This is a genomic window from Terrabacter sp. P5_B1, from assembly GCF_056400505.1.
Genome location: NZ_JBFULD010000028.1, coordinates 1 through 20,162 on the forward strand (window position 1 = coordinate 1; position 20,162 = coordinate 20,162).

The following is a 20,162-nucleotide window of genomic DNA, read 5'->3' on the forward strand; positions in this document are numbered from 1 at the left end:
ACCTACGCCCCCGCCTCCTTCACGCGTTCGCACCTGCTCGTCACCTGCTCCGACTGGCCGCCGTCGCCGTGGGACTCGGCGGTGCCCAGTTCCGACGTCCTGACGAACCATCCCCTCTGGGCGCGCATCCTGCCGCCGTCGACCGACCCGTGCGACGGGTGGACCGGCGTGCGCCGCCAGACGCTGCTCGTGGGAGCCGACGTGTCGACTCCGGTGCTCGTCATCGGCAACGACGGGGACCGGACGACGCCCATCGAGGACACCGAGGCCCTGTCCGGGGAGATCGTCCGGTCCCGGTTCGTCACCGTCTCGGCGGAGGGTCACGGCGCGTACGGCAACGGCAACGACTGCGCGAACGCCGTGGTCGACGGCTACCTGGCCCGGTTCGAGGCGCCTCAGGACGACTTCCGCTGCGGGTCCTGACCCACCAGTCACCTCTCAGTGACCCGTCAGGACCCATGAGCGACCCAACAGCAACCGGCGGTCGCTGCCCTCCTGTCATGGACGGACCCGAGGTCAGTCTCCCGTGGAGACCTGCACGACGATCTTGCCGGCCGTGTGACCCTCCGCGCTGAGCCGGAAGGCGTCCGCGAGCTGCTCGAGCGGGAAGGTCCGCGCGACCGGCACCGACAGCGCACCGTCCTCGACGAGCCAGGTCAGGTGGGTGAGGGCGTCGCCGTCGGGGCGCACCCAGACGTAGTGCCCACCGGACTCGGCAACCGAGCCGTCGGCGATGGACCCGTGCCGTCCGCCCTCGGCGAGGACGGCGGTCGTGACGTCGAGCACCTCCCCGACGAAGTCCGCGACGGCGTCCACACCCTCGGTCGCCAGTGCCCGGACGCGCTCGACGACCCCGTCGCCGTAGGCCACCGGCTCGGCACCGAGCTCACGGAGGCGGTCGTGGTTGCGCTCGGATGCCGTGCCGATGACCCTGGCCCCGAGCGACCGCGCGATCTGGACGGCTAGCGAACCGACGCCGCCGGCCGCTGCATGGATGAGCACCGTGTCGCCCTTGCTCACCTCGAGGCGGGTCAGCAGGCGCAGGGCGGTGAGTCCGGCGAGCGGCAGGCCGGCTGCCTCGTCCCACGACATGGAGGCAGGCTTGCGGGCCAGGGCCCGCACCGGAACCGTGACGAGCTCGGCGAACGTGYCTCCGTGGACGTAGTCCTTGCGTGCGTAGGCGAGCACCTCGTCCCCGGGAGAGAACTCCGGGGTGTCGAAGCCGACGGCCTCGACAACGCCCGCGACGTCCCAGCCCGGCACGACCGGGAAGCGCACGTCCATGACGGCATCGAGGCCGCCCGACATCAGCTTCCAGTCGACGGGGTTGACCGATGCCGAACGCACCCGCACGAGCACCTCGCCGGGCCCGACCGCGGGCCGCGGCTGTTCGGTCAGTGCGAGGTTCTCCGGCCCACCGTAGGTGTCGTAGGTCATGGCACGCATCGTCGGTGCGGTGGCMTCGTTCGTCTCGGTCATCGGTGGTCTCCTCGGGTTCGCGGGTGGTGTTCTGTCGCGGTCTCCTCGAGGTCAAGCCCGGGTGGACGGTTCCGCATTCCCACCGACGGGCAGGCGGTCAGGCGGCGATTTTTCTCCGGCAGGGGTGGTGCGTATACTCAACCTCCGTGTCCGGTCGCCCTCGCGGTGACGGTCGCAACCAGCCGCTTTAGCTCAGTCGGCCAGAGCGATTCACTCGTAATGAATAGGTCGTCGGTTCGATTCCGACAAGCGGCTCCACGCAACACCACAGGTCAGGCCCCCATCTCGCCAGAGACGGGGGCCTTTCCCTTGCCCGCGACGGCCTCAGATGCCCCCGTGGTGCCCCCGACCTTCTGCGCCGCCTCCCACAGGTTGCGGTCGATCAGGTGGCCGTACAGGTCCATCCTCATCGCGGCGGAGGCGTGCCCCAGGATGCGCTGGACCACCTTCGGGTCGGCGCCCGCTCCGAGCCAGATGGACGCCGCCGTATGCCGCAGGTCGTGAGCCCGCAGGATCGGACGGCCGATGGCCGCACAGGCCTCACGCCACCCGACCGAGCGCTTCCAGTTGGACTCCGAGAGGGGCCCGCCTCCGGGCGCGCTGAAGAGCCAGTCGGAGGGCGACTTGCCGGCGCTCCAGAGGTCGAGGATCGGCACGACTGCCGCCGGCAACGCGACGGTGCGCGAGCGGCGGCCCTTCAGCGTGTCGACGTAGAGGCCGCCCTTCGAGCTGCTGTCGAGAGCGGTCCGTCGGGCGAACCGTGAACCGTGTCGACGAGGAAGAGGGGTGGTTGCCGGTGAGAGTGACCTTGGGAATCGATCTGGCCTGCCGCGCGCCGCACGTGGCGTCGCTGGCCGATGATCAGGGGCGGCTGGTGTGGACCGGGCGCACCTTCCAGTCCCGGGTGCGTGACCTGGAGGCCTTGTGGGCCGACCTGGGCTGTGACCCGGGGGAGCTGACGGTCGTGATGGAGCCGACCCGCATCGCGTGGGCGCCGGTCGCGGCCTGCTTCAAGAGCCGTGGCGTGAAGGTGGTGCTCGTCCCGACCACGCAGTCCGCGGACCTTCGCGCCTACTACTCCCAGCGCACCAAGGACGACCGGCGTTCGACTCCGCCCTGCTGGCCCGGCTGCCGCTGCTGCACCCCGAGGGGCTGCGCCCCCACACCGGTGAGGGACCGGCGGACCCACTGCGTGGGGCGACCAAACAGCGCTTCTCGGTGGTGACGAGACGCGCGGCCGTGTTCGCGCGGATCGATGCCCTGCTCGAGCTGCTCGGGCCGGGCTGGTACGAAGAGCTCGGCACCGAGTACGGGAACGCGTCCCTGCACCTGCTGGCCCGGTACGGCGACCCCCGGGCTCTGCTCCGATTGGGCCGAGCACGTCTGGGACAGTTCCTGATTCGCTACTCCCACGGCCAGTGGCACCACGACAAGGCCGAGCACCTGCTCGCGGTGGCCCACGAGTCGATCGTGTTGTGGGACGGGGCCGGGATGGACTTCGCCCAGCTCGGCGCCGACCTGGCCCTCGAGGCCGAGCAAGCGCTCGTGTTCACGGCTCAGATCCGCGGGCGGATGAGCGGATCGCCGGACTGTACCGGCAGGCCGACCCGCTCCAGATCGCCCGCACCGCCCCGGGAGTCGGGCCAGTCCTGGCGGCCGCGATCACCGCCCGGCTCGGTGACCTCACCGGTTCAGCAGCCTCCCGGCGATCCGCTCCTACTCCGGCCTGGTCCCCAAGGTCACCCAGTCCGGGCAGACCGGCCAGAGCGAGCACCGTGGCGGCATCACCAAAGCCGGCGACACGCTGCTGCGGCAGTCCCTGTGGATGGCCGCGGACATGGCCCGCCGGGCCGACCCACAACTGACCGCGACCTACGTGCGGCCGATGAACGCCGGGCGCCACCACGACACCGCGATCTGTCACGTCGCGACCACCCTGCTCACCCGGATCGCCGCCTGCCTCAGGGCCGGGCAGCTGGGCAGCCCTACGTCATCCGCGACTTCGACGGCACCGCGATCACCGAAGCCGACGGGCGACGCATCGTCAGAGGAACACCACCAGGTCGACCCAGCCGTCCGCGCCAAGAAACGCCAGCCGCCGCAACCCGCAACGCCTCAAGCACAGGACGAGCCGGGTGCCACAGAGGTCGCTGAGCGCTTCGACATCCCGGCCCGTCRCCACCCAGCCTACGAGCCGACCAGCAGCTTGACTTTCCTTAGGAACTCAAATGCCCCTGTTAGTTCGTCGACCCGCCTCGGTCGCCAGCTCGGCGCCCGAGTGACGTGGTGGCGCCGGCGTTTGTGCATTCACAGGACCGTGCGACTCTCAAGAGGTCTGAGCGGTCCAATCGCAGTGCCGACTCCGTCATCCGAACATCGGACGAGAGTCATGGCGCACTACCCCGCCCACACCTCCCTGTCATTCGTCGAACGCGACGCGGCAACGAGCGATCTGTTCGCCCGGCTCGCCTCGGCCGGCACCGGCAACGAGCGCGAGCGCATCGTCGAGCAGGTCGTGCATCTCTACCTCGACCTGTGCTCCTCGATCGCGGGCCGTTACGACGGCCGCGGCATCGAGCGGGAGGACCTGGTGCAGGTCGCCAGACTCGAGACCCTGGAGCGCGGGGCTCTCAACGCAGGCTCGTAGTCGAGTTCTAGAAACGAGGGTGTAGGTTCGGCGACATGGCTGAGTGGAGCTTCCTGACCAACCACGCTCAGGCACTGTTGTGCATCGCTCACGATCCGGGTGTCCGGCTCATCGACATCGCTGCCGCGCTGGGCGTGACGGAGCGGAGTGCCTACGCCATCGTCAACGACCTCGCCACCGCCGGCTACGTGGTCAAGGAGAAGGACGGTCGGCGCAACCGGTATCAAGTTCAAGGGCACCTGCCCTTGCCTGGGCCCGTCATCCGCTCGACAACGGTTGGCGAGGTGCTCGCGGTGCTGATCGGCGACAGCGGCGCGGTAGCTCCGGTGGCACGCCGCCGGTCACCGATCAAGGCATGACGCGGCGGGGCGTCAAGCAGGACAGTCGTCGCGAGCCACGGCAGAGCCGGTTGCTGGGTCGCTGGTCGGTGCCCGGCCTTGAGGCCGTTGCGACGCCCGGGCTGGATCGCTGGCATGCACCGACAGCGGCACGTGCTTGGCCCGGGCCGACGCGGCAACCAAAATGGTCACCAGACGCCCCACATCGCGGGGGCCGTGAAGGGAGCAGCCATGCCAGTCACCGTGACCACCTCCGACGGCGGCCAAGAGGTGCACGAAGACGGCGTGCACTTCCAGCTCCAGGAGGGCCATCTAGTCATCAACTACCACACCGGCCGCGGCTACCTCCCGCTGGCCATCTACATACCGGGCAGCTGGACGAAGGCTGTCGTGAACAAGACCGACGACCAACCCGGCTAGCCCACAGCCGCCGGACCTGGCACTGGGGATCATGGCCCCATGGCGTCAGGCGCGTTGAGAGGCTCACTATCGAGACGCTCCACCCGGTCGCGGCGGTCCAGTCCTGGGGAGGTCATGTCGTCGCCCCCCGGTGTCTGCTACGACATGACCTCCCCACGCGGGTGTTGACGTCACCGGGCGGCGAGCACTGGGACTACCCCTCGCCGCCCGCATCGGCGTCGTCATCCTCGTTGTGCTGTTCGTCCTCAAAGGCGCGCACGAGCTCCTGCGCCCGCTCGTCCCGGCCTGCGGTGTCGTCGTCGTCGAGATCGTTCATCGCTTGACCCAAGGCCCAGTCCGGCAGGTCCTGTGCGGGGTTGGGGCCGGATGTTGTCGACATGTTCTTCACTCTCCGCTGCACGCCGGCGGCTGTCCATTGTCACGAAGGCCTGAGCGTCCGTCCGTTCGGATCTCTGGACGGCGGGCCGGACACAGGGGCCCATGAGACGAGGTGGGACCCACGTCCCAGCATCCTCGCCGACTCGCAGCAGCGTGACGGCGCTTAGTTCGCACTCGTCGCCTACATCATCGAGCAGACCGGGTCCTGGTGCAGCAGTGGCTCTCAGCCCAACTGCTGACCAGAGTCGGCTGAAGGCGAAGGACCCGAAGGGCCGTCGCGGTTCAACCGCCGACTGCTTCTTCATGGGGTCATCCGCAGGCCCTTCGGGTCCTCCGCGGGCACCGCAGCGTCCGGGTGAGCGCCAGAGTGATGGACGACGACAGGGCCGGTGCGGCTTCACAGGTGCCCTGATGAGGTTGGCGTCGAGGCGAAGTCCTTGCCCGTCGGACGAACGCGATGGCCACCGCCGCCAAGACGCTGAAGATCGCGCGTTCGGGGGCGCCGATCGACCCGCCGCCGGCGGCGAGGACGAGACCGACGACGAGGAGCACCACCAGCCGGCCGCACCCATGACCGGCCACCAGGGCCACCCCGTGCAGGCCGACAACGTCGCCATCTGGGCCCCCAGAGTGGGGTTGGGACCAGACGACGACGCAGCCAACGCCACCGACCGTGCCACTCTGCTGAAGCCTTGGAGCGGCGGTACTGCTCACGTACCCGGCGGCTCGGCCCCCAGACGGTCGTCGCACGGGCAAGCCCGGCCACGGCTTGCCGGCGCCCCCGCGACCGAGGGCGGTGCATGGCTGAGATTCCAAGGCTCTGCGGGGCCCGCACCCGCAACGGCGGCACCTGCCCCAACGCGCCCCTGCCCGGCACCAACCGGTGCCTTGACACCTGTGCCCACCAACCCACCGACACCTCAAGGAGCCGGCGTGACCCTGCAGCCGGGGCAGGGTGGCAAGCCCCGAGTCCAGTGATGGTGCATCCGGACGGCACGGGCCCCGACCGCCGACGGCGTAACCGCGGCTGTCCTCGATTGTCCCGTTCCGGGTCTGATGGAGGCTCTCATTCCACGGAAGGATGAGAGTCATGGCGGCACCGAGGAAGTACCCGGACGAGCTCCGGGAGCGCGCGATCAGGATGGCCGTCGATCTGCGGCGTAGTCCGGCCACCAAGCAAGGTGCACTGCAACGGGTCGGTGACCAGCTCGGGATCAACCCGGAGACGTTGCGCAACTGGGTCCAGCAGGCCGAGGTCGAGCCGATCTGCACCGTCTTGACAGAGGCAGGGACGCAGATCGCCCCGAGCACGTACTACGCGGCCAAGAAGCGGGCGCCGTCGGCGCGGTCCGTGAGCGAAGCGGTTACGCCGGCCGTCCCTCTCCTTGACGACGTACCCCGCGTCGGTCAGGTCGGTGACGATGCCGAAACTCAATTCTAGCGATCGCTTGCTAGTTACCTGTTGCGCGCGTAGCGTCGAGAACACCATTTCGGGGCACGCCCCCGTGGCCTGACGGAACGCTCGAGCGTGAGCTCGTCGGGCCACCCGGTCCGGCCGAACTTCAGGGGCGCCCCTTCAGCCACCGTCGCGACTGCGCGACAGAGAGGCCCAGTCATGGACACCAACGCACGCCCCTACCCCCTTCGCCTCACCGGTGAGCTCGCCCCGACGCTGAGCCGGGGCCTCTGGCTCGTCAAGTGGCTGCTCGCCATCCCGCACTACGTGATCTTGCTTTTCCTGTGGTTGGCGTTCGCGGTGGTGAGCGTGATCGCGTTCTTCGCGATCCTGTTCACCGGCCGCTACCCGGTGGGGTTGTTCACCTTCAATGTCGGCGTGCTGCGATGGTCCTGGCGCGTGGGCTTTTACTCCTACGGCGCCCTGGGCACCGACCGGTACCCGCCGTTCACGCTCAAGGACGTCCCCGACTACCCGGCACGGCTCGAGGTCGACTACCCGGCGTCGCTCTCGCGTGGGCTCGTGCTCGTGAAGTGGTGGCTGCTCGCGGTGCCCCAGTACCTGATCATCGGGGTCTTCACCGGTGCCGCGTTCGGCGGCTACAACCAGGTCAACCACGGCGACGCCTGGCTGTACGGCTCCGGCCTGATCGGTCTGCTCGTCCTCATCGCCGGGATTGCCCTGCTGTTCGCCGACCGCTACCCACGCGGCCTGTACGACCTCGTGCTGGGGATGAACCGCTGGGTCTTCCGCGTCGCCGCCTACACCGGCTTGATGACCGACGCCTACCCGCCGTTCCGGCTCGACGTCGGCGGCACCGAACCCCCCGCCGCTCCGGCGGCCGACAAGACCCCGCTGACGCCAGCGCCAGCCGTCTTGTGACCGCAGTGCCCGGCGAGCGAACCACGCCAGGCATCACACCGACGACCCGAACCCCAAGGAGCACGTCATGACCTCAGCCACGCACAGCCCAGCCACGACCATCGCGCCGGGACCCGCAACGCCGCATCGACGGATGGACCCGATGCGGAGGATCTCGCTGACCGCAGGGGTGCTGTACTTGATCACGTTCGTGTCGATCCCCACGCTCGCGCTCTACAAACCGGTCAAGGACAACGTCGGCGCCTTCATCCTGGGCGCGGGCAGCGACACCGGCGTGCTGTGGGGCGCCCTCTCCGAGGTCATCGTCGGCCTGGCCGGCACCGGCACCGCCGTGGTGCTCTACCCGGTGGCCAAACGGGTCAGCCAGACCGCCGCCCTCGGCTTTGTCACCGCACGGGTCGTGGAGACCAGCCTCATCTTCGTCGGGGTCGTCAGCATGCTGACGATCCTCACCCTGCGCACCGACGTCGCCGGCACCGCCGGCGCGAACCCCGCATTCCTCGTCACCATGGGGCACAGCCTGCTCGCCAACTACACCTGGACGTTCCTGCTCTCCGGGAGCCTCATGCCCGTCTTCTGCGACCTGCTCATCGGCTACGTGCTCTACAGGTCCGCGCTGGTCCCTCGCTTCCTGCCCATCATCGCCTTCATCGGCGCCCCGCTGCTGCTCATCTCCGACATCGCGATCTTCTTCGGCGCCTACTCCAACGTCTCGCCGATCGCCCTCCTTGCGGCTCTGCCCGTCGCCGTATTTGAGCTCACCCTCGGCATCTGGCTCGTCACCAAGGGGTTCAAGCCGAGCAAGTATGGGACCGCCATAGCTGCCGACCTCCTCGTCAGTAGCAGCTGATGAGCCCCGGGCGCGGCGCCCGCACTGACCTGCCCGGGACCTCGGCGACTCCGACTGAACGCACCGACCTCGGCAGCGAACCGGCAGCATCGACGGGCGACCTTGTGCGCCGTCTCGATCCCGCAGCAGTACCGGGCCGGCCCAGGATGCCTGGTCAGGGCCAGCGCCCAGCCGGCACCATGGACGCAGTCGTCCAGGACGGCTACGGCAGCTCCGACATCTTGCGCCTGACGCAGGTTCCACGACCTGAGATCGGCCCCCACGAGGTGCTGCTGGCCGTGCGGGCCGCCGGGCTGGACCGCGGGACGTGGCATCTCATGGAGGGCAAGCCACGACTGCTTCGCCTCGCCTTCGGGCTGCGGACGCCCAAGCAGCCGGTCATCGGCCGCGACGTCGCCGGAACCGTCGTCGAGGTGGGCTCGCAGGTGACTGCCTTCTGCATCGGCGACGAGGTCTTCGGGGTCGCCCCGGGATCGGTCGCCGACTACGCGGCAGCCCGCGCCGACAAGCTCGCTCGCCGCCCGGTGAACGTGACCTGGGAGCAAGCCGCCGTCGTGCCCGTCTCCGGTGGCACCGCGCTACAGGCAGTCCTCGACGCTGGGGGCGTCACCGAAGGACAGCAGGTGCTCGTCATCGGCGCCTCCGGCGGAGTCGGGTCGTATGCCGTCCAGCTCGCCAGGTCCGTCGGCGCCGAGGTCACCGGGCTGGCCAGCGCCGCCAAGCACGATCTGGTCCGCGCCCTGGGAGCCGACCACGTCCTCGACTACGAGCGGGACGACTTCGCCGACGGTTCCCGGCACTACGACGTCATCATCGACATCGCGGGGCTGTCCGACCTCACCCGGCTACGCCGGGCGCTCAAGCCGACTGGCACGCTGGTCCTCGTCGGCGGCGAGGGAGGCGGCGACTGGACGGGCGGTACGATCGGCCGGCAGCTGCGAGCTCGACTCCGCTCGCTGTTCGGTCGGCAGCGCCTCACCAGCGTGCTTGCCAAGGAGCGGGGCTCGGACTACGAGCGGCTCGCCGTCCTCCTCGAGGCTGGAGAACTGGTCCCGAGCGTCGATCGGGCCTACCCGATCGCCGAGACCGCTGAGGCGATGCGGCGTCTGGAGTCCGGCGCCGTCCGAGGCAAGGTCGCCATCACGCTCGGGGTGGTCGGATGATCACCGTCGAGTCGGTCACGAAGAGCTACGGCAAGTTCGTCGCGGTCGACGGCGTCTCCTTCGCCGCCTCGCCGGGCCGCGTCACCGGATTCCTCGGTCCCAACGGCGCGGGCAAGTCGACGACGATGCGCGTCATCGTCGGCTTGACTCCGGCGACCTGCGGCACCGCCCACGTGTGCGGTCGCCACTTCTCCGAGCTGCCGAACCCCGGCCTGCAGGTCGGCGTCCTGCTCGACGCCTCGGCCCAGCACGTGGGGTCGCACCGAGCGCGAGATGCTCACTGAGCCAGCGCATCATGGGTCAGCCGGTTCGGCGCGTCGACGAGGTGCTCGACCTCGTCAGCCTGACCCCCGACGAAGCCGGACGCCGGATCCGTGACTACTCCCTCGGGATGCGCCAGCGCCTCGGGATCGCGGCAGCGCTGCTCGGCGACCCTGAGGTGCTGATCCTCGACGAGCCGACCAACGGCCTCGACCCGGCCGGCATCCGGTGGATGCGTGACCTGCTGCGCGACTACGCCAACGGGGGCGCCACCGTGCTGCTGTCCTCACACCTGCTCCACGAGATCGAGGTCATCGCCGATGACCTCGTCGTCATCGGCAACGGCCGGATCGTCGCGCAGGGCACCAAGCTCGAGCTGCTCGCCTCGGCKGGGACCYGGTCCGGACCCCGCAGGTCGCCCTGCTCAGCGCAGCGCTCACGATCGCCGGCATCGGCCACACCGAGCACGACAGCTCGGACGCGCACGGCACCCTACGGGTCGACGCCGACGCTGCCGTCGTCGGCCAGCTCGCCCCGAAGGCCGGCGCGCCACTGGTGGAACGGCGCCCGGCCGAAGGCGCCGGCCTGGAGGGGATGTTCCTCGAGCTCACCGCCGACACCCAGCGCGAGCGCGATACGGACCCAGCCGCGATAGCACCGAGCGTAGGAGCAGTCGCATGATCGCGTTCGGCCGCCGCTCGGTCGCGCTCGGTGGCCTCGCGATCCGCTTCCTCGGCGGCTGCGTCCCGCGCGGTCGGCCCTCTGCTCCGTTCTCCGCCTCGGTCACACCTGTCAGCAGCGCTCGCGACGCCCATCGCTCCATGATGACTCCGGCCAACGGGGGGCCGGCCCCGCCTTCGGGGTGAGTGCGCGACTTGACAACGGAAGCCGCGGTCCGCGGGTCAGTGTGCCCCGCCACTTCGCTGCTGCCCCTGAGCCTGGGCCGGCAAAGTCATCCACAGTCGGATCGCGGTGCCCGACGGGCCTGTCTTGACCTGGACGAGGTCGCACAGCAGGTTCACCATGAGAAGGCCCCTCCCGGACTCTGCCTCGGGCGGGGGTGGCACCCGCCCCGCGAGCAGGTCCTGAATGTGGCCACCGTCGCGCATCTCGTACACCAGGGAGTCGCCGTTCTGCCACCACAGCAGTGACCCGCCGTGCCCGGTGTGCGCCACGCTGTTGCCGCCGACTTCGCTTACCGCGATGATCAGGTCGGTGAGGCGGTCCTCGGTCAATCCGGCGCGTCTGCCCCATTCCGTGGCGGCGTGCCGCGCCTGCGAGACCAAGGCGTAGTCGAGTCGTCGAGCACGCGCGGGCGTCGGCGGTTGCAGCGCGGCGATCGAGTCCACCACCGCGTGCGGTTCCCGTATACGCGGTGCTCACGCGGCGCGCTCCGTGTTGCCACAGCGTCGGGTGGGTGCGCTCGGCGTCGGCGACAGCGTGTTCTGTGAGGTCGGTGAGGTTGTACGGGCACAGGATGCTGACCTGCTGCCCGGCGAAGGCCAGGTTGGTCAGCGCCTCATGTTCCACGCACGCGGCGTATTCGGGCGCGGACCGTGTCGCCCAGGTCGACTCCGCGATGATCACCACCCGGCGGTCGAGGTGGCCAACGACGAAGTCGTGCATGACGCCGGGAATGATGCGTCCGGGGTTGCGGCCGTGGTCGGCCATGTCGCCGAACCGAACCCGTTCGGCATCAGTTCCGAGGGCGTCTCGGATCAAGTCGCCGCGGGCGCCGGGCAGTTCCACCAGGACCGGCTGGTCAGCCGCAAGCGCGGCGCGGACCTGACCGACGACCCCGGAGACGAACTCGGCGTCGCCGCGGTAGAGCATCGCTTCGTGCACCAGCCCGGCGTGGACGCCGTCAGCGTCACTCACGCTCTCCCCGCTCTTGTTGCTTCTCGGAGATGAAGAGCCGTGCTCCACCGTCGCCTCCCCACAGCACCTCGAAGATGCGGCGCAGGGACGGCGGCGGACGATGGACGATCAACAGCCCGCCCTCGCCGAACAGTCGGTTGGCACAGTGCACCACGGCGGTCACCGAGTGGGTGTCCATGAACGGCACCCCACTCAGGTCCAACACGGTCTCGCCGTCGCTGCCGAAGGTTCGCGCTAGGGCGGCCTTGAACTGCTCACGAGTGTCCAGGTCGATCTCGCCGACAATCACCACGCGAACCGGATCGCCGAGGAACGAGATCGTTAGCGCATCCGTCGGCACGCTTGTGACCTCCCCACAGACGCTCGACGACGTCGCCACAGGCCGTTCCGCGGCCGCCCCATCATGGGGAACGGCCAGGTCGCGGCCCCTACCGCATTCCACGTTAACGCGGGGTGCAAGCATGTGCCACACCTCGGTCCAATACCCGGTCGCGAACACCGTCCGGACCAGGGCCGCCACCCAAAGACGACGAGCGATCGGCCCAACGCTCGCACCAGCGTCACGACCGACTGTCGCGGATCCTTCGCGAACGTAGCCCGCCCCACGGTGCCGGGCGGCGCACTCAGAAACATGACCGGTACGCGCACACCCGTCGCGAGCGGGCTGGGCCAACCATGGGCCGGGCAACGTCCCTCGCGTCCTCGCCGTATGCGAGATGCCCTGCACGACCGCGGCTCCCGCGCCGCTGGCCGAGTGAGCGCAGGACGACGCCGCGCTGATCCACTTCCGGTGTCGCGAACGACATGGTGGGCCAACAATGAATGCTTGCTCATGCCGCAGATCGAGCGGCTATCCGTAGTGGTACCGGCAGGCAGCGATGCGGTCTTCATCGCTGGTGATCTTGTAGACGAGGCGATGCTCGTCGGTGATTCGTCGGGACCAGTAGCCGGCGAAGTCGTGCTTTAGCGCCTCGGGCTTGCCGATGCCTTCGTTGCCGTTGCGTTGGATGTCGACCAGCAGGGCGTTGATGCGCTTGAGCACTTTGCGGTCCTGCGTCTGCCACCACAGGTAGTCGTCCCAGGCATTTTCGTCCCAGACGAGCAGCACGTCACTCGGTCTCGATGAGATCGTGGGTCTGGCCTCGGTTGGCCTCGAGACGCTCCATCGCGTCGAGCAGGCGTCGGGCGTTGGCAGGCGAGCGCATCAGGTAGGCGGTCTCCCGCAATGACTCGTAGTCGTCGAGGGAGACGATGACAACCGGCTCGTGCCCGGCGCGGGTGATGACGACCTCTTCGCGGTCGTTGGCGACGGCGTCGAGCACCTCGGCGTAGTGGGCGCGGGACTCTGTGTAGCTCATCGTCTTCATGGCCGCCTCCTGTACAGAAAACTGTACGTCCCGGCGGAGTTCGAGGCAAGCCGCGTGCGCACGCCCATTTACTCAGTTGCCGCTGACGTCGTGTCAGGTGTCGCACATCAGGTGGCGCGTCGCCGTCGCCCATCAGCCGGGACAGGACGCCTACCCGAGGTCGTGTCTTGACTCACCAGATGCTTGACGGAGTTGTGTCACCTGATGCTTGACACTCCGGCTAGGAAACTGAGGTAGCGGTCCGTGGCCGATGTCCCTTGATGCTACGCACGGGCTTGGTGCTGGTCCGACGGAAGACGCGGGTCTCACCGTCGGCCTCGACCGTCACGGTGGTCTCGGCGACGTGGATGGTCACGGTCTGGTGCGCGTAGGCCCGGGCCGATGGCGAGCTTCTGCCCAAGATAGTCACGGATCAACGGCTCCACCGCGTCGACCACCGACCCGGACGGGGCCCGGGAGTAGGACGGCGGCCCGACGCGGACAGTGCCTTCTTCACGGTGTTCTTCGAGCAGTCCATGGTCCGCGCGATCACCTTGATCGGCATCCCCTCGGCCTTGTGCAGTCGACGGATCTCAGCCCAGTCCTCCACAGACAACACCCGCTTCCTCCCGCCCTCGCAGTTGAGGACAGGATCCGGCAGGGGTCAGTTTTCACCTGCTGTCACGGGGTCGGTTTTCAGCTGCCGTCGACAGCAGCGTCAGCTCGGCTCGAAATCGCGCCGAGGACGAACTCGTAACGAATAGGTCGTCGGTTCGATTCCGACAAGCGGCTCCACGCATCACCACAGGTCAGGCCCCCAACTCGCCAGAGTCGGGGGTCTTTCCTTTGCCCCGAGCCTGCCGAAAGGTCCCCGGGTGCCCCTTGCTTCGGGCCGCCCGCTCGTCGGCGCGCGGGGTGGGCCCTGGCTCCGCACCCCGTGAACCGGCGGCTCGGCTGTTCGTGGGACACGGTCCGGACGCCGGGGATAGCGTTGTTTGGTTCAGCAACGGTCGTCGCAGTCGGGCAAGGAAGGAGATCGGCAATGGGCACAACCGAGGACGTAGAGGTCATCCGCCGTGGGTACGCGGCGTTCAGTGCCGGTGACATGGCCACCCTCACTGAGCTCTTCGCTGACGATGCCGTCTGGCACGTGCCCGGCAGTGGGTCACTCTCGGGGACGAAGCACGGGCGGGATGAGATCCTGTCCCTCTTCGGCGAGTTGATGACGCGCTCGGGTGGGACCTTGGTCGTCACCCTCGACGAGGTCGTGGGCGGCGACAACCACACGGTGGCGTTGAACCGGAACCAGGCCACTCGTGGCACGAACAGCCTGGAGCAGAACGCCGTCATCGTCTTCGAGCTTCGCGACGGCCGTGTCACCGAGGCCCGCCAGTTCTTCGAGGACACGGCCCGCAACGACCAGTTCTGGGACTAGTCGGAGCGCTGGCTCCTGCTGCGGCGGATACGCCGAGACGTCGGGCCGAGGGCCGCTGAGCTGTGACCGGAGGACCGCGGTCACGGCATACGCGGGGGAATTGCGAAGGAGCCCGCCTGCGCGCGCAGAACGGACTCCTTCGAGGCTGGAGCGGATGGGGGGTGCGTGCCAGCCGGGGGGGTGTTACATGTGTGACAGTAATCAACCCATGGCCGTATGTACCGGGTTTCGCCGAATTTGTGCAAGAAGTTTTGAATGCCGTGAATGAGAGGTATGCGGCCGAGCTGGCCAGGCGCCCGTGGAGTCCGCTCCTGGGTTCGCGATCTGGCACAGTGACGCCGGTGACTGTGACCTCGCCGTCCCCGCACCCGGACCTGCTGGACGACACGCTTCGGGCCGACTTGGGGCTCGTCGGCGAGCGACTCGAGGTGATGGGCGACGCCTTCCCCGGCAGCCGTCGAACCCCTCGTCGTGCGGGTCCGCTCGGCTGGGCGGTCCCTCGTCGTCAAGCGCTACCTCGGCGAGGACGGACGGGAGGCATACGCCCGTGAGGCCTCGGCCCTGGCGGCGCTCGCGGGCTTCGCCGGAACCCCCCAGTTGGTCGCCGAGAGCAGCGACCCGCGACTCGTCGTCATGGCCGACCTGGGGGAGGGGACGCACCTCGCCGACGCGCTGCTCGGCGCCGATGCTGACCTGGCGGCCGAGACGCTGTCGGTCTGGGCGACGGCCCTGGCGGGCTTGCACCGCGCGGGCCGAGACACCCGCGAGGCCTTCGAGGTGGGGGTGCTGGCTCGCGCCACCGGTCTGGCGGAGAGCCGGATCRAGCTCGACTACGTGCCCGGGCAGCTCGCCACGGCCGCGACCGAGTGGGCCCGGCTGGCGACGGCCCTCGACGTGGACGTGCCCGGGGGGACCTTCGACGTGCTCGTCGGTGTGCCGGAGCGGTTCCGGGTCGACGCGAGCAGCCTCTCGGCCGCCGACATGTGCCCCGACAACAACCTCGTCCCCGACGCAGGCGACCCGGCACTTCTCGACTTCGAGTTCGCGGTGTGGCGACCGATCGCGTGGGACGCCGCCTACCTCCGGGTGCCGTGGCCGACGTGCTGGTGCGCGTGGTCGCTCGACGCCGCTGCAGCGCAGGTGGCCCTCGACCGCTGGCGGCAGTCGGTCGGGCAGGTCTGGCCGGAGGTGCTCGGCACCGGCTTCGACCACGACCTCGACCTCGCCACTGAGGGCTGGGCGTGGCTGGCGGGCAGCTGGTTTCTCGGCCCGCTCGTCGACGGCGAGCCCCAACGCACCAACCCGGTCAAGCCGATGCCGCGCATGYCCGACCGGGTGCTGGGTTTCCTGCGCACGGCGGCCGACGGACGCGCCCTGCCTGAGCTGGCGGAGGTCGCGCTGCGGCTCGCCCGGGCCGTCGAGACGACGTATGCCGCGACCGAGGTGCCGCTCGCGCCGGCCTTCACGGGTGGGACCTTCCGGTGACCCGGTCCACGACCAGGGCCGGCGACGGGGCGGGCGACGGGGCAGGCGGCGGGGCACGCGACACAGGGCCCGTGGACCACACGGCGTGCGACGCCCGCCGACGCCGCTGCCGTGACGGAGCTCCGGGCCCTGATGTTCTCGGCCATGGGCGTCCCGGGCGTCGACGACCCCGGCTGGCGCGAGGCCGCGACCGCGTGGTTCGTGCGGGAGCTGGGCGGGTCGCGGGCCTGCGTCGTGCTGGCCGAGGACGCCGACGGGACGGTCGTTGCCGGGGCAATGGCGGGCCTGCGCTTCGAGACCCCGTCGCCGGTCAACCCGAACGGCGTCTGGGGTCTGGTCAACAACGTCGCGACGCTGCCCGAGGCGCGGCGGCGAGGTTTGGCGCGATGCTGCGTCGTCGGGGTCCTCCACTGGCTGCGTGACGAGACCGAGGCCACGGTGGTCGAGCTCTTCGCCACCGGGGAGGGATCGGGCCTGTATGAAGAGCTCGGCTTAACCTCGACCGCCTGGCCGGCGATGCGGATGCGCCTGCGCCCCTGACCCCGCGCCAACTCCGCCGGGGCGGGACTGGCGGGGTCGGTTCGGGTCTGCGGAGCGCGCCAACTCCGCCGGGGCGGTACTGGCGGGGTCGGTTCGGGCCCTGGGGCTGCGCCAACTCCGCCGGGGCGGGACTGGCGGACTGGTTCGGGCCCTGGGGCTGCGCCAACTCCGCCGGGGCGGGACTGGCGGGGCCTAGGAGTGCGGGGCGGGGTCCGGCTGGCGGCGGGGCTCGGCGCGCTCGAGAATGCGACGCGCCCCCCACGACACGAGGACCGCGGCTGCGCCGGCGCCGACGGTGACGGCATACGCCGGCGTGTGGCCGCCCCAGTCGGCGAGGCGCCCGGCGAGGGCGGCGCCGACCGCGTAGCCGAGACCGGTCGCGGCGGCGAGGACCGTCATGGCCGCGCCGGTGCGGGACGGCGGCGTGACGCGCTCGCCCAGGGTGAACGTCGTGATCATGTAGGGCGCGACGGTGCAGCCCAGCACGAGCAGGACGGGAACGAGCGCCGCCAGCGAACCGACGAGCAGCAACGGGGCCGACAGCGCGAGCAGGCCGACGGCGAACCAGCGCAACCGCGTCGACAGCCCGAACCGGGCCGGCAGCCCCGCGACCGCGAGGCCCGCGATGACGCTGCCGACGCCGAGCAGGGCGTGGAAGTAGCCGGTCAGGCCCGGGGAGCCGGCCGCGGTGGCGAGCACCGAGGTGCCCGTCTGGACGGAGCCGAAGACGCTGCCGACGAGCAGCTGGGCGACGCCGAGGACGATCAGGGCCGGCGTCAGGAGCGGGCCCACGGCGCCGGTCGTCCTCGCGGTCGCCGCGTGCGTCACCTCCGCGGTCTCGTGCAGGGCGAACCAGGTGCCGAAGACGGTGAGGCCGGCCGCCGCGAGGGCCAGGGCTGCCGTCGGGCTGGCGACGGACACCCCGAGCCCGACGAGCGCCGGGCCGAGGACGAAGGACGCCTCGTCGGCAGCGCCCTCGTAGGAGAAGGCCGCGTCGACCAGGCCGTGCTGGCGCGATCCCGTGGCGGCCGTGATGGGCCGCCACCGCACCCGAGCCAGCGGACCGATCTGCGGCAGGAGCAGACCCGCGATCGCACTCGCGACCGCGGCGACGCCCCACGGGAGTCCGGCGGCCACGACGACGAGGACGCCGACGATGCCGAGGCCGCCCGCGACGGACTGGAGGGCCACGACGCGGCGCTGACCCACCCGGTCGGCCCGGGCGCCCCAGAAGGGTGCCCCGACGGCGTTGGCCACGGCGAGCGCCCCGGCACAGAAGCCGCCTGCGCCGTAGCTGCCGGTGGCGGCGGACACGAGCAGGAGGGTGCCCAGCTGGCTCATCGCGAGCGGCAGACGAGCCAGGAACGCGACGACGATGTAGGTGCGGCCGGTGAGGCCGAAGAGGTGGCGGTACGAGTCGATGGGTGACACGGGGCGGCTCCGGATCTGGTCGCGGGGTGCGCGACACGGCTGCGTGCCTACCCGCCCATCAGGTCACGCCGGATCCCTGTGCGCCTCGATTCTACGACGTCCGGGCGACGGCCGCGGCGCCGGACCACGCGACAACCGCGCCCTGTCGCGCTCAGTCGCGCATGTGGTGGGCGTTGCGGACGGACGGAGAGAGGCGGTAGATCGCCTCGACGAGGCCGGCCCCGACCGCTCCGACGGCGAGCGACTGCCACACGAGCGGCAGGGGAGCGTCGAGGTTGAAGAAGCGGGCGGCCGACGGCACGAGGAAGGCTGCGACCGCGAGACCGACCATGGCGGCGACGAGGGCGGCCTTCCAGGGTCGGAAGGGCCGGGCGAGGACGACCAGGATCCAGAAGAAGACGGTGAGGAGCGTGATGGTGGCGCCGCTGCCGGGCTGCCAGCACGCGACGTCGGTGACGGTCCTGGTACCGGCCTCGACGGTGCACCGGTCGGCGAACTCCTCGCGCGGCACGCCGTAGCCGCTGCCGGCCAGGAGGTAGGACGCGATGACGGCGAGCCCCGCGACGGCCCCCGACGGCACCGCGAAGCGCAGGATGCGACCGAGGAAGCCCGGGAGGTAGCGGCGCTTGTTGGGACCGAGGGCGAGGAAGAACGCCGGGGTCCCGATCGTCACGGCCGACACGAGCGTCAGGTGCCGGGGGAGGAACGGGAACGGCACCGCGATGACCGCGGCCGCGAGGATCGCCACGAGGCTCATCGCGTTCTTCGCGACGAAGAGGTTCGCGACGCGCTCGACGTTGCCGATGACGCGGCGCCCCTCGGCGAGCACGTCGGGCAGGTGCGAGAACCTCCCGTCGAGCAGGACGAGCTCGGCGACGGCCTTGGTCGCCTGGGCCCCGTTGCCCATGGCGACGCCGATGTCGGCGTCCTTCAGGGCGAGGGCGTCGTTGACGCCGTCTCCGGTCATGGCGACGACGTGACCGTCGGCCTGCAGCGCGTGGACGAAGGCACGCTTCTGCTCGGGCGTCACGCGACCGAAGACCGTGTGCGTCGCCAGCGCCTCGCGCAGCGCGTCGGGGTCGTCCGGCAGGCGGCGGGCGTCGACCGGCTCGCCGACGTCGAGCCCGACCGAACGTGCGACGGCCGCGACCGTGGCGGGGTTGTCGCCGGAGACGACCTTGACGGCGACGCCCTGCCCGGCGAAGTAGGCGAGGGTGTCCTGGGCGTCGACGCGGACCTGCTCGGTGAGGGTCACGAGCGCGGCCGGAGTGAGGTCGGCCGGCAGCGTGGCGTCGGCGAGGTGCTTCTCGCTGCGGGCGAGGAGCACGACGCGGAGGCCCGTGTCGGCGAGCTCGGCGACCCTGGCTCGGATCTCCTCGATCACCTGCGGCGGCGACGGCTGGGGGTCGGCGGCGAGCAGCACCTCGGGCGCGCCGAGAACCCAGGTCGAGCGCTCGGCGAAGCAGGCCGCGCTCCACTTGCGCGAGGAGTTGAACGGGACCGTCTGCGTGCGTTCCCAGCCGGGCGACTCGACGGCTGCAGCCACCGCCGTCAGCGTGCCGTTGGCGTTCGGGTCGTCGGCGAGCGCGCCCAGGGCACAGCGGATCTCGTCGTCGTCCTGCCCGTCGAGCGGCCGCGCATCCTCGAAGGAGATCTCGCCGGCGGTCAGCGTGCCCGTCTTGTCGATGCAGACGACGTCGACGCGCGCCAGGCCCTCGACCGCGGGCAGCTGCTGCACGAGCACGTTGCGACGCGTCAGCTGGACCGCCGACAGGAGGAAGGCCACCGACGTGAGGAGCACGAGCCCCTCGGGTACGAGGCCGACCACGCCGGCCGCGGAGCGGATGACGACCTCACGCCAGCCCTGGTCGCCGACCGTGCGCCACTGCGACCAGATCGCGATCGGCAGGGCTCCGACGATGACCCACGTGATGTAGGTCAGCAGGGTGTTGATCGAATCCTGGATCTCGGACCGGGTGCGCGTGAACTTCCTTGCGTCAGCAGCGATCCGGTTGACGTAGGCATCGGCCCCGACCTTGCTCGCGAGGTAGCGCCCTGACCCGGCGACGACGCTCGTGCCGGACAGGATGTCGTCACCCTCGTCGTGGGGGACGGGGTCGGACTCGCCGGTCAGGTTGGCTTCGTCGAGCTCGAGCCCGGCGCTCGCGATGAG

Annotated in this window: 21 protein-coding genes, 1 tRNA gene and 6 pseudogenes; 17 read left to right on the forward strand and 11 right to left on the reverse strand. The window is 70.3% G+C overall.

Annotation, left to right across the window (positions count from 1 at the left end):
• Positions 1 to 423, forward strand: a 423-nt coding sequence (locus tag AC1DP0_RS03805; RefSeq protein WP_478082558.1) for an alpha/beta hydrolase, incomplete at its 5' end; no start/stop codon positions are given.
• Positions 424 to 516: 93 nt separating this feature from the next.
• On the opposite strand, the gene AC1DP0_RS03810 is transcribed toward AC1DP0_RS03805, so the two are convergent.
• Positions 517 to 1,446, reverse strand: a complete 930-nt coding sequence (locus AC1DP0_RS03810; RefSeq protein ID WP_478082577.1) for an NADP-dependent oxidoreductase — start codon at positions 1,444 to 1,446, stop codon at positions 517 to 519.
• 214 nt (positions 1,447 to 1,660) lie between these two features.
• Here AC1DP0_RS03810 and AC1DP0_RS03815 point away from each other — a divergent pair.
• Positions 1,661 to 1,737, forward strand: a tRNA-Thr gene (locus AC1DP0_RS03815).
• Positions 1,738 to 1,751: 14 nt separating this feature from the next.
• On the opposite strand, the pseudogene AC1DP0_RS03820 reads toward AC1DP0_RS03815, so the two are convergent.
• Positions 1,752 to 2,189: pseudogene (locus AC1DP0_RS03820) on the reverse strand (tyrosine-type recombinase/integrase); the annotation flags it as partial.
• A gap of 92 nt (positions 2,190 to 2,281) precedes the next feature.
• Between AC1DP0_RS03820 and AC1DP0_RS03825 the strand changes: the two are divergent.
• The 5 genes and pseudogenes from AC1DP0_RS03825 to AC1DP0_RS03845 all read left to right on the forward strand — a co-directional run bounded on the left by AC1DP0_RS03825 (position 2,282) and on the right by AC1DP0_RS03845 (position 4,884).
• Positions 2,282 to 2,704, forward strand: coding sequence for an IS110 family transposase (locus AC1DP0_RS03825; RefSeq protein ID WP_478082578.1), 423 nt, complete (start codon positions 2,282 to 2,284; stop codon positions 2,702 to 2,704).
• Between the two features lie 471 nt (positions 2,705 to 3,175).
• Positions 3,176 to 3,343: pseudogene (locus AC1DP0_RS03830) on the forward strand (transposase); the annotation flags it as partial.
• A gap of 525 nt (positions 3,344 to 3,868) precedes the next feature.
• On the forward strand, positions 3,869 to 4,126 hold the full coding sequence (locus AC1DP0_RS03835; RefSeq protein WP_478082559.1) for a hypothetical protein: 258 nt from the start codon (positions 3,869 to 3,871) through the stop codon (positions 4,124 to 4,126).
• A 35-nt stretch (positions 4,127 to 4,161) separates the two neighbouring features.
• The gene (locus AC1DP0_RS03840; RefSeq protein WP_478082560.1) at positions 4,162 to 4,485 is read left to right on the forward strand and encodes a helix-turn-helix transcriptional regulator; all 324 of its coding nucleotides are present in this window, start codon (positions 4,162 to 4,164) and stop codon (positions 4,483 to 4,485) included.
• 210 nt (positions 4,486 to 4,695) lie between these two features.
• Positions 4,696 to 4,884 (forward strand): hypothetical protein, encoded by a 189-nt coding sequence (locus AC1DP0_RS03845; RefSeq protein WP_478082561.1) that lies wholly within the window; start codon positions 4,696 to 4,698, stop codon positions 4,882 to 4,884.
• Positions 4,885 to 5,077: 193 nt separating this feature from the next.
• On the opposite strand, the gene AC1DP0_RS03850 is transcribed toward AC1DP0_RS03845, so the two are convergent.
• A complete protein-coding gene (locus AC1DP0_RS03850; RefSeq protein WP_478082562.1) occupies positions 5,078 to 5,263 on the reverse strand; it encodes a hypothetical protein in 186 nt (61 codons plus the stop codon).
• A 1,089-nt stretch (positions 5,264 to 6,352) separates the two neighbouring features.
• On the opposite strand from AC1DP0_RS03850, the pseudogene AC1DP0_RS03855 reads away from it, so the two are divergent.
• The 7 genes and pseudogenes from AC1DP0_RS03855 to AC1DP0_RS03885 all read left to right on the forward strand — a co-directional run.
• Positions 6,353 to 6,505, forward strand: a pseudogene (locus tag AC1DP0_RS03855) (transposase); the annotation flags it as partial.
• Positions 6,506 to 6,877: 372 nt separating this feature from the next.
• Positions 6,878 to 7,600 (forward strand): DUF4389 domain-containing protein, encoded by a 723-nt coding sequence (locus AC1DP0_RS03860; RefSeq protein WP_478082563.1) that lies wholly within the window; start codon positions 6,878 to 6,880, stop codon positions 7,598 to 7,600.
• Between the two features lie 67 nt (positions 7,601 to 7,667).
• Positions 7,668 to 8,450, forward strand: coding sequence for a DUF4386 domain-containing protein (locus AC1DP0_RS03865; RefSeq protein WP_478082564.1), 783 nt, complete (start codon positions 7,668 to 7,670; stop codon positions 8,448 to 8,450).
• Positions 8,451 to 8,629: 179 nt separating this feature from the next.
• Entirely contained in the window at positions 8,630 to 9,613 is a 984-nt protein-coding gene (locus AC1DP0_RS03870; protein ID WP_478082565.1) for an NAD(P)-dependent alcohol dehydrogenase, read from the forward strand.
• Positions 9,610 to 9,897: an ATP-binding cassette domain-containing protein gene (locus AC1DP0_RS03875; protein WP_478082566.1), complete on the forward strand. Its 288-nt coding sequence runs from the start codon at positions 9,610 to 9,612 to the stop codon at positions 9,895 to 9,897. The genes AC1DP0_RS03870 and AC1DP0_RS03875 overlap by 4 nt, the downstream gene beginning before the upstream one ends.
• Positions 9,789 to 10,529 carry an AAA family ATPase gene (locus tag AC1DP0_RS03880; protein WP_478082567.1) on the forward strand — a complete coding sequence of 247 codons (741 nt, stop codon included), beginning with the start codon at positions 9,789 to 9,791 and terminating at the stop codon, positions 10,527 to 10,529. Before AC1DP0_RS03875 ends, AC1DP0_RS03880 begins: the two co-directional genes overlap by 109 nt.
• A 22-nt stretch (positions 10,530 to 10,551) precedes the next feature.
• Positions 10,552 to 10,740: a hypothetical protein gene (locus AC1DP0_RS03885; protein ID WP_478082568.1), complete on the forward strand. Its 189-nt coding sequence runs from the start codon at positions 10,552 to 10,554 to the stop codon at positions 10,738 to 10,740.
• A gap of 36 nt (positions 10,741 to 10,776) precedes the next feature.
• On the opposite strand, the gene AC1DP0_RS03890 is transcribed toward AC1DP0_RS03885, so the two are convergent.
• The 6 genes and pseudogenes from AC1DP0_RS03890 to AC1DP0_RS03915 form a co-directional block, all read right to left on the reverse strand.
• Positions 10,777 to 11,223, reverse strand: coding sequence for an ATP-binding protein (locus AC1DP0_RS03890; RefSeq protein WP_478082569.1), 447 nt, complete (start codon positions 11,221 to 11,223; stop codon positions 10,777 to 10,779).
• 121 nt (positions 11,224 to 11,344) lie between these two features.
• Positions 11,345 to 11,707, reverse strand: a pseudogene (locus AC1DP0_RS03895) (MEDS domain-containing protein); the annotation flags it as partial.
• 37 nt (positions 11,708 to 11,744) lie between these two features.
• Positions 11,745 to 12,092 carry an STAS domain-containing protein gene (locus AC1DP0_RS03900; RefSeq protein WP_478082570.1) on the reverse strand — a complete coding sequence of 116 codons (348 nt, stop codon included), beginning with the start codon at positions 12,090 to 12,092 and terminating at the stop codon, positions 11,745 to 11,747.
• 510 nt (positions 12,093 to 12,602) lie between these two features.
• Positions 12,603 to 12,860, reverse strand: coding sequence for a Txe/YoeB family addiction module toxin (locus tag AC1DP0_RS03905; protein ID WP_478082571.1), 258 nt, complete (start codon positions 12,858 to 12,860; stop codon positions 12,603 to 12,605).
• 1 nt (position 12,861) lies between these two features.
• Complete coding sequence (locus AC1DP0_RS03910) at positions 12,862 to 13,119, reverse strand: type II toxin-antitoxin system Phd/YefM family antitoxin (RefSeq protein WP_478082572.1); 258 nt, start codon at positions 13,117 to 13,119, stop codon at positions 12,862 to 12,864.
• Between the two features lie 398 nt (positions 13,120 to 13,517).
• Positions 13,518 to 13,717, reverse strand: a pseudogene (locus AC1DP0_RS03915) (helix-turn-helix domain-containing protein); the annotation flags it as partial.
• Positions 13,718 to 14,140: 423 nt separating this feature from the next.
• Between AC1DP0_RS03915 and AC1DP0_RS03920 the strand changes: the two are divergent.
• From AC1DP0_RS03920 to AC1DP0_RS03930, 3 genes and pseudogenes are all read left to right on the forward strand, one after another.
• Positions 14,141 to 14,533: a nuclear transport factor 2 family protein gene (locus AC1DP0_RS03920; protein ID WP_478082573.1), complete on the forward strand. Its 393-nt coding sequence runs from the start codon at positions 14,141 to 14,143 to the stop codon at positions 14,531 to 14,533.
• 462 nt (positions 14,534 to 14,995) lie between these two features.
• Positions 14,996 to 16,018 (forward strand): annotated as a pseudogene (locus tag AC1DP0_RS03925) (phosphotransferase); the annotation flags it as partial.
• A gap of 111 nt (positions 16,019 to 16,129) precedes the next feature.
• Positions 16,130 to 16,558, forward strand: coding sequence for a GNAT family N-acetyltransferase (locus tag AC1DP0_RS03930; RefSeq protein ID WP_478082574.1), 429 nt, complete (start codon positions 16,130 to 16,132; stop codon positions 16,556 to 16,558).
• 192 nt (positions 16,559 to 16,750) lie between these two features.
• On the opposite strand, the gene AC1DP0_RS03935 is transcribed toward AC1DP0_RS03930, so the two are convergent.
• Both AC1DP0_RS03935 and AC1DP0_RS03940 read right to left on the reverse strand, forming a co-directional pair.
• Positions 16,751 to 17,989 (reverse strand): MFS transporter, encoded by a 1,239-nt coding sequence (locus AC1DP0_RS03935; RefSeq protein ID WP_478082575.1) that lies wholly within the window; start codon positions 17,987 to 17,989, stop codon positions 16,751 to 16,753.
• A gap of 151 nt (positions 17,990 to 18,140) precedes the next feature.
• Positions 18,141 to 20,162: HAD-IC family P-type ATPase (locus AC1DP0_RS03940; RefSeq protein ID WP_478082576.1), on the reverse strand; the 2,022-nt coding region annotated here is incomplete at its 5' end.

Coding starts and splice junctions, on each gene's coding strand:
- AC1DP0_RS03835 (WP_478082559.1), top strand. CDS start 3,869: ATGGCGCACTACCCCGCCCACACCTCCCTGTCATTCGTCGAACGCGAC.
- AC1DP0_RS03840 (WP_478082560.1), top strand. CDS start 4,162: ATGGCTGAGTGGAGCTTCCTGACCAACCACGCTCAGGCACTGTTGTGC.
- AC1DP0_RS03845 (WP_478082561.1), top strand. CDS start 4,696: ATGCCAGTCACCGTGACCACCTCCGACGGCGGCCAAGAGGTGCACGAA.
- AC1DP0_RS03850 (WP_478082562.1), bottom strand. CDS start 5,263: ATGTCGACAACATCCGGCCCCAACCCCGCACAGGACCTGCCGGACTGG.
- AC1DP0_RS03860 (WP_478082563.1), top strand. CDS start 6,878: ATGGACACCAACGCACGCCCCTACCCCCTTCGCCTCACCGGTGAGCTC.
- AC1DP0_RS03865 (WP_478082564.1), top strand. CDS start 7,668: ATGACCTCAGCCACGCACAGCCCAGCCACGACCATCGCGCCGGGACCC.
- AC1DP0_RS03870 (WP_478082565.1), top strand. CDS start 8,630: ATGGACGCAGTCGTCCAGGACGGCTACGGCAGCTCCGACATCTTGCGC.
- AC1DP0_RS03875 (WP_478082566.1), top strand. CDS start 9,610: ATGATCACCGTCGAGTCGGTCACGAAGAGCTACGGCAAGTTCGTCGCG.
- AC1DP0_RS03885 (WP_478082568.1), top strand. CDS start 10,552: ATGATCGCGTTCGGCCGCCGCTCGGTCGCGCTCGGTGGCCTCGCGATC.
- AC1DP0_RS03910 (WP_478082572.1), bottom strand. CDS start 13,119: ATGAAGACGATGAGCTACACAGAGTCCCGCGCCCACTACGCCGAGGTG.
- AC1DP0_RS03920 (WP_478082573.1), top strand. CDS start 14,141: ATGGGCACAACCGAGGACGTAGAGGTCATCCGCCGTGGGTACGCGGCG.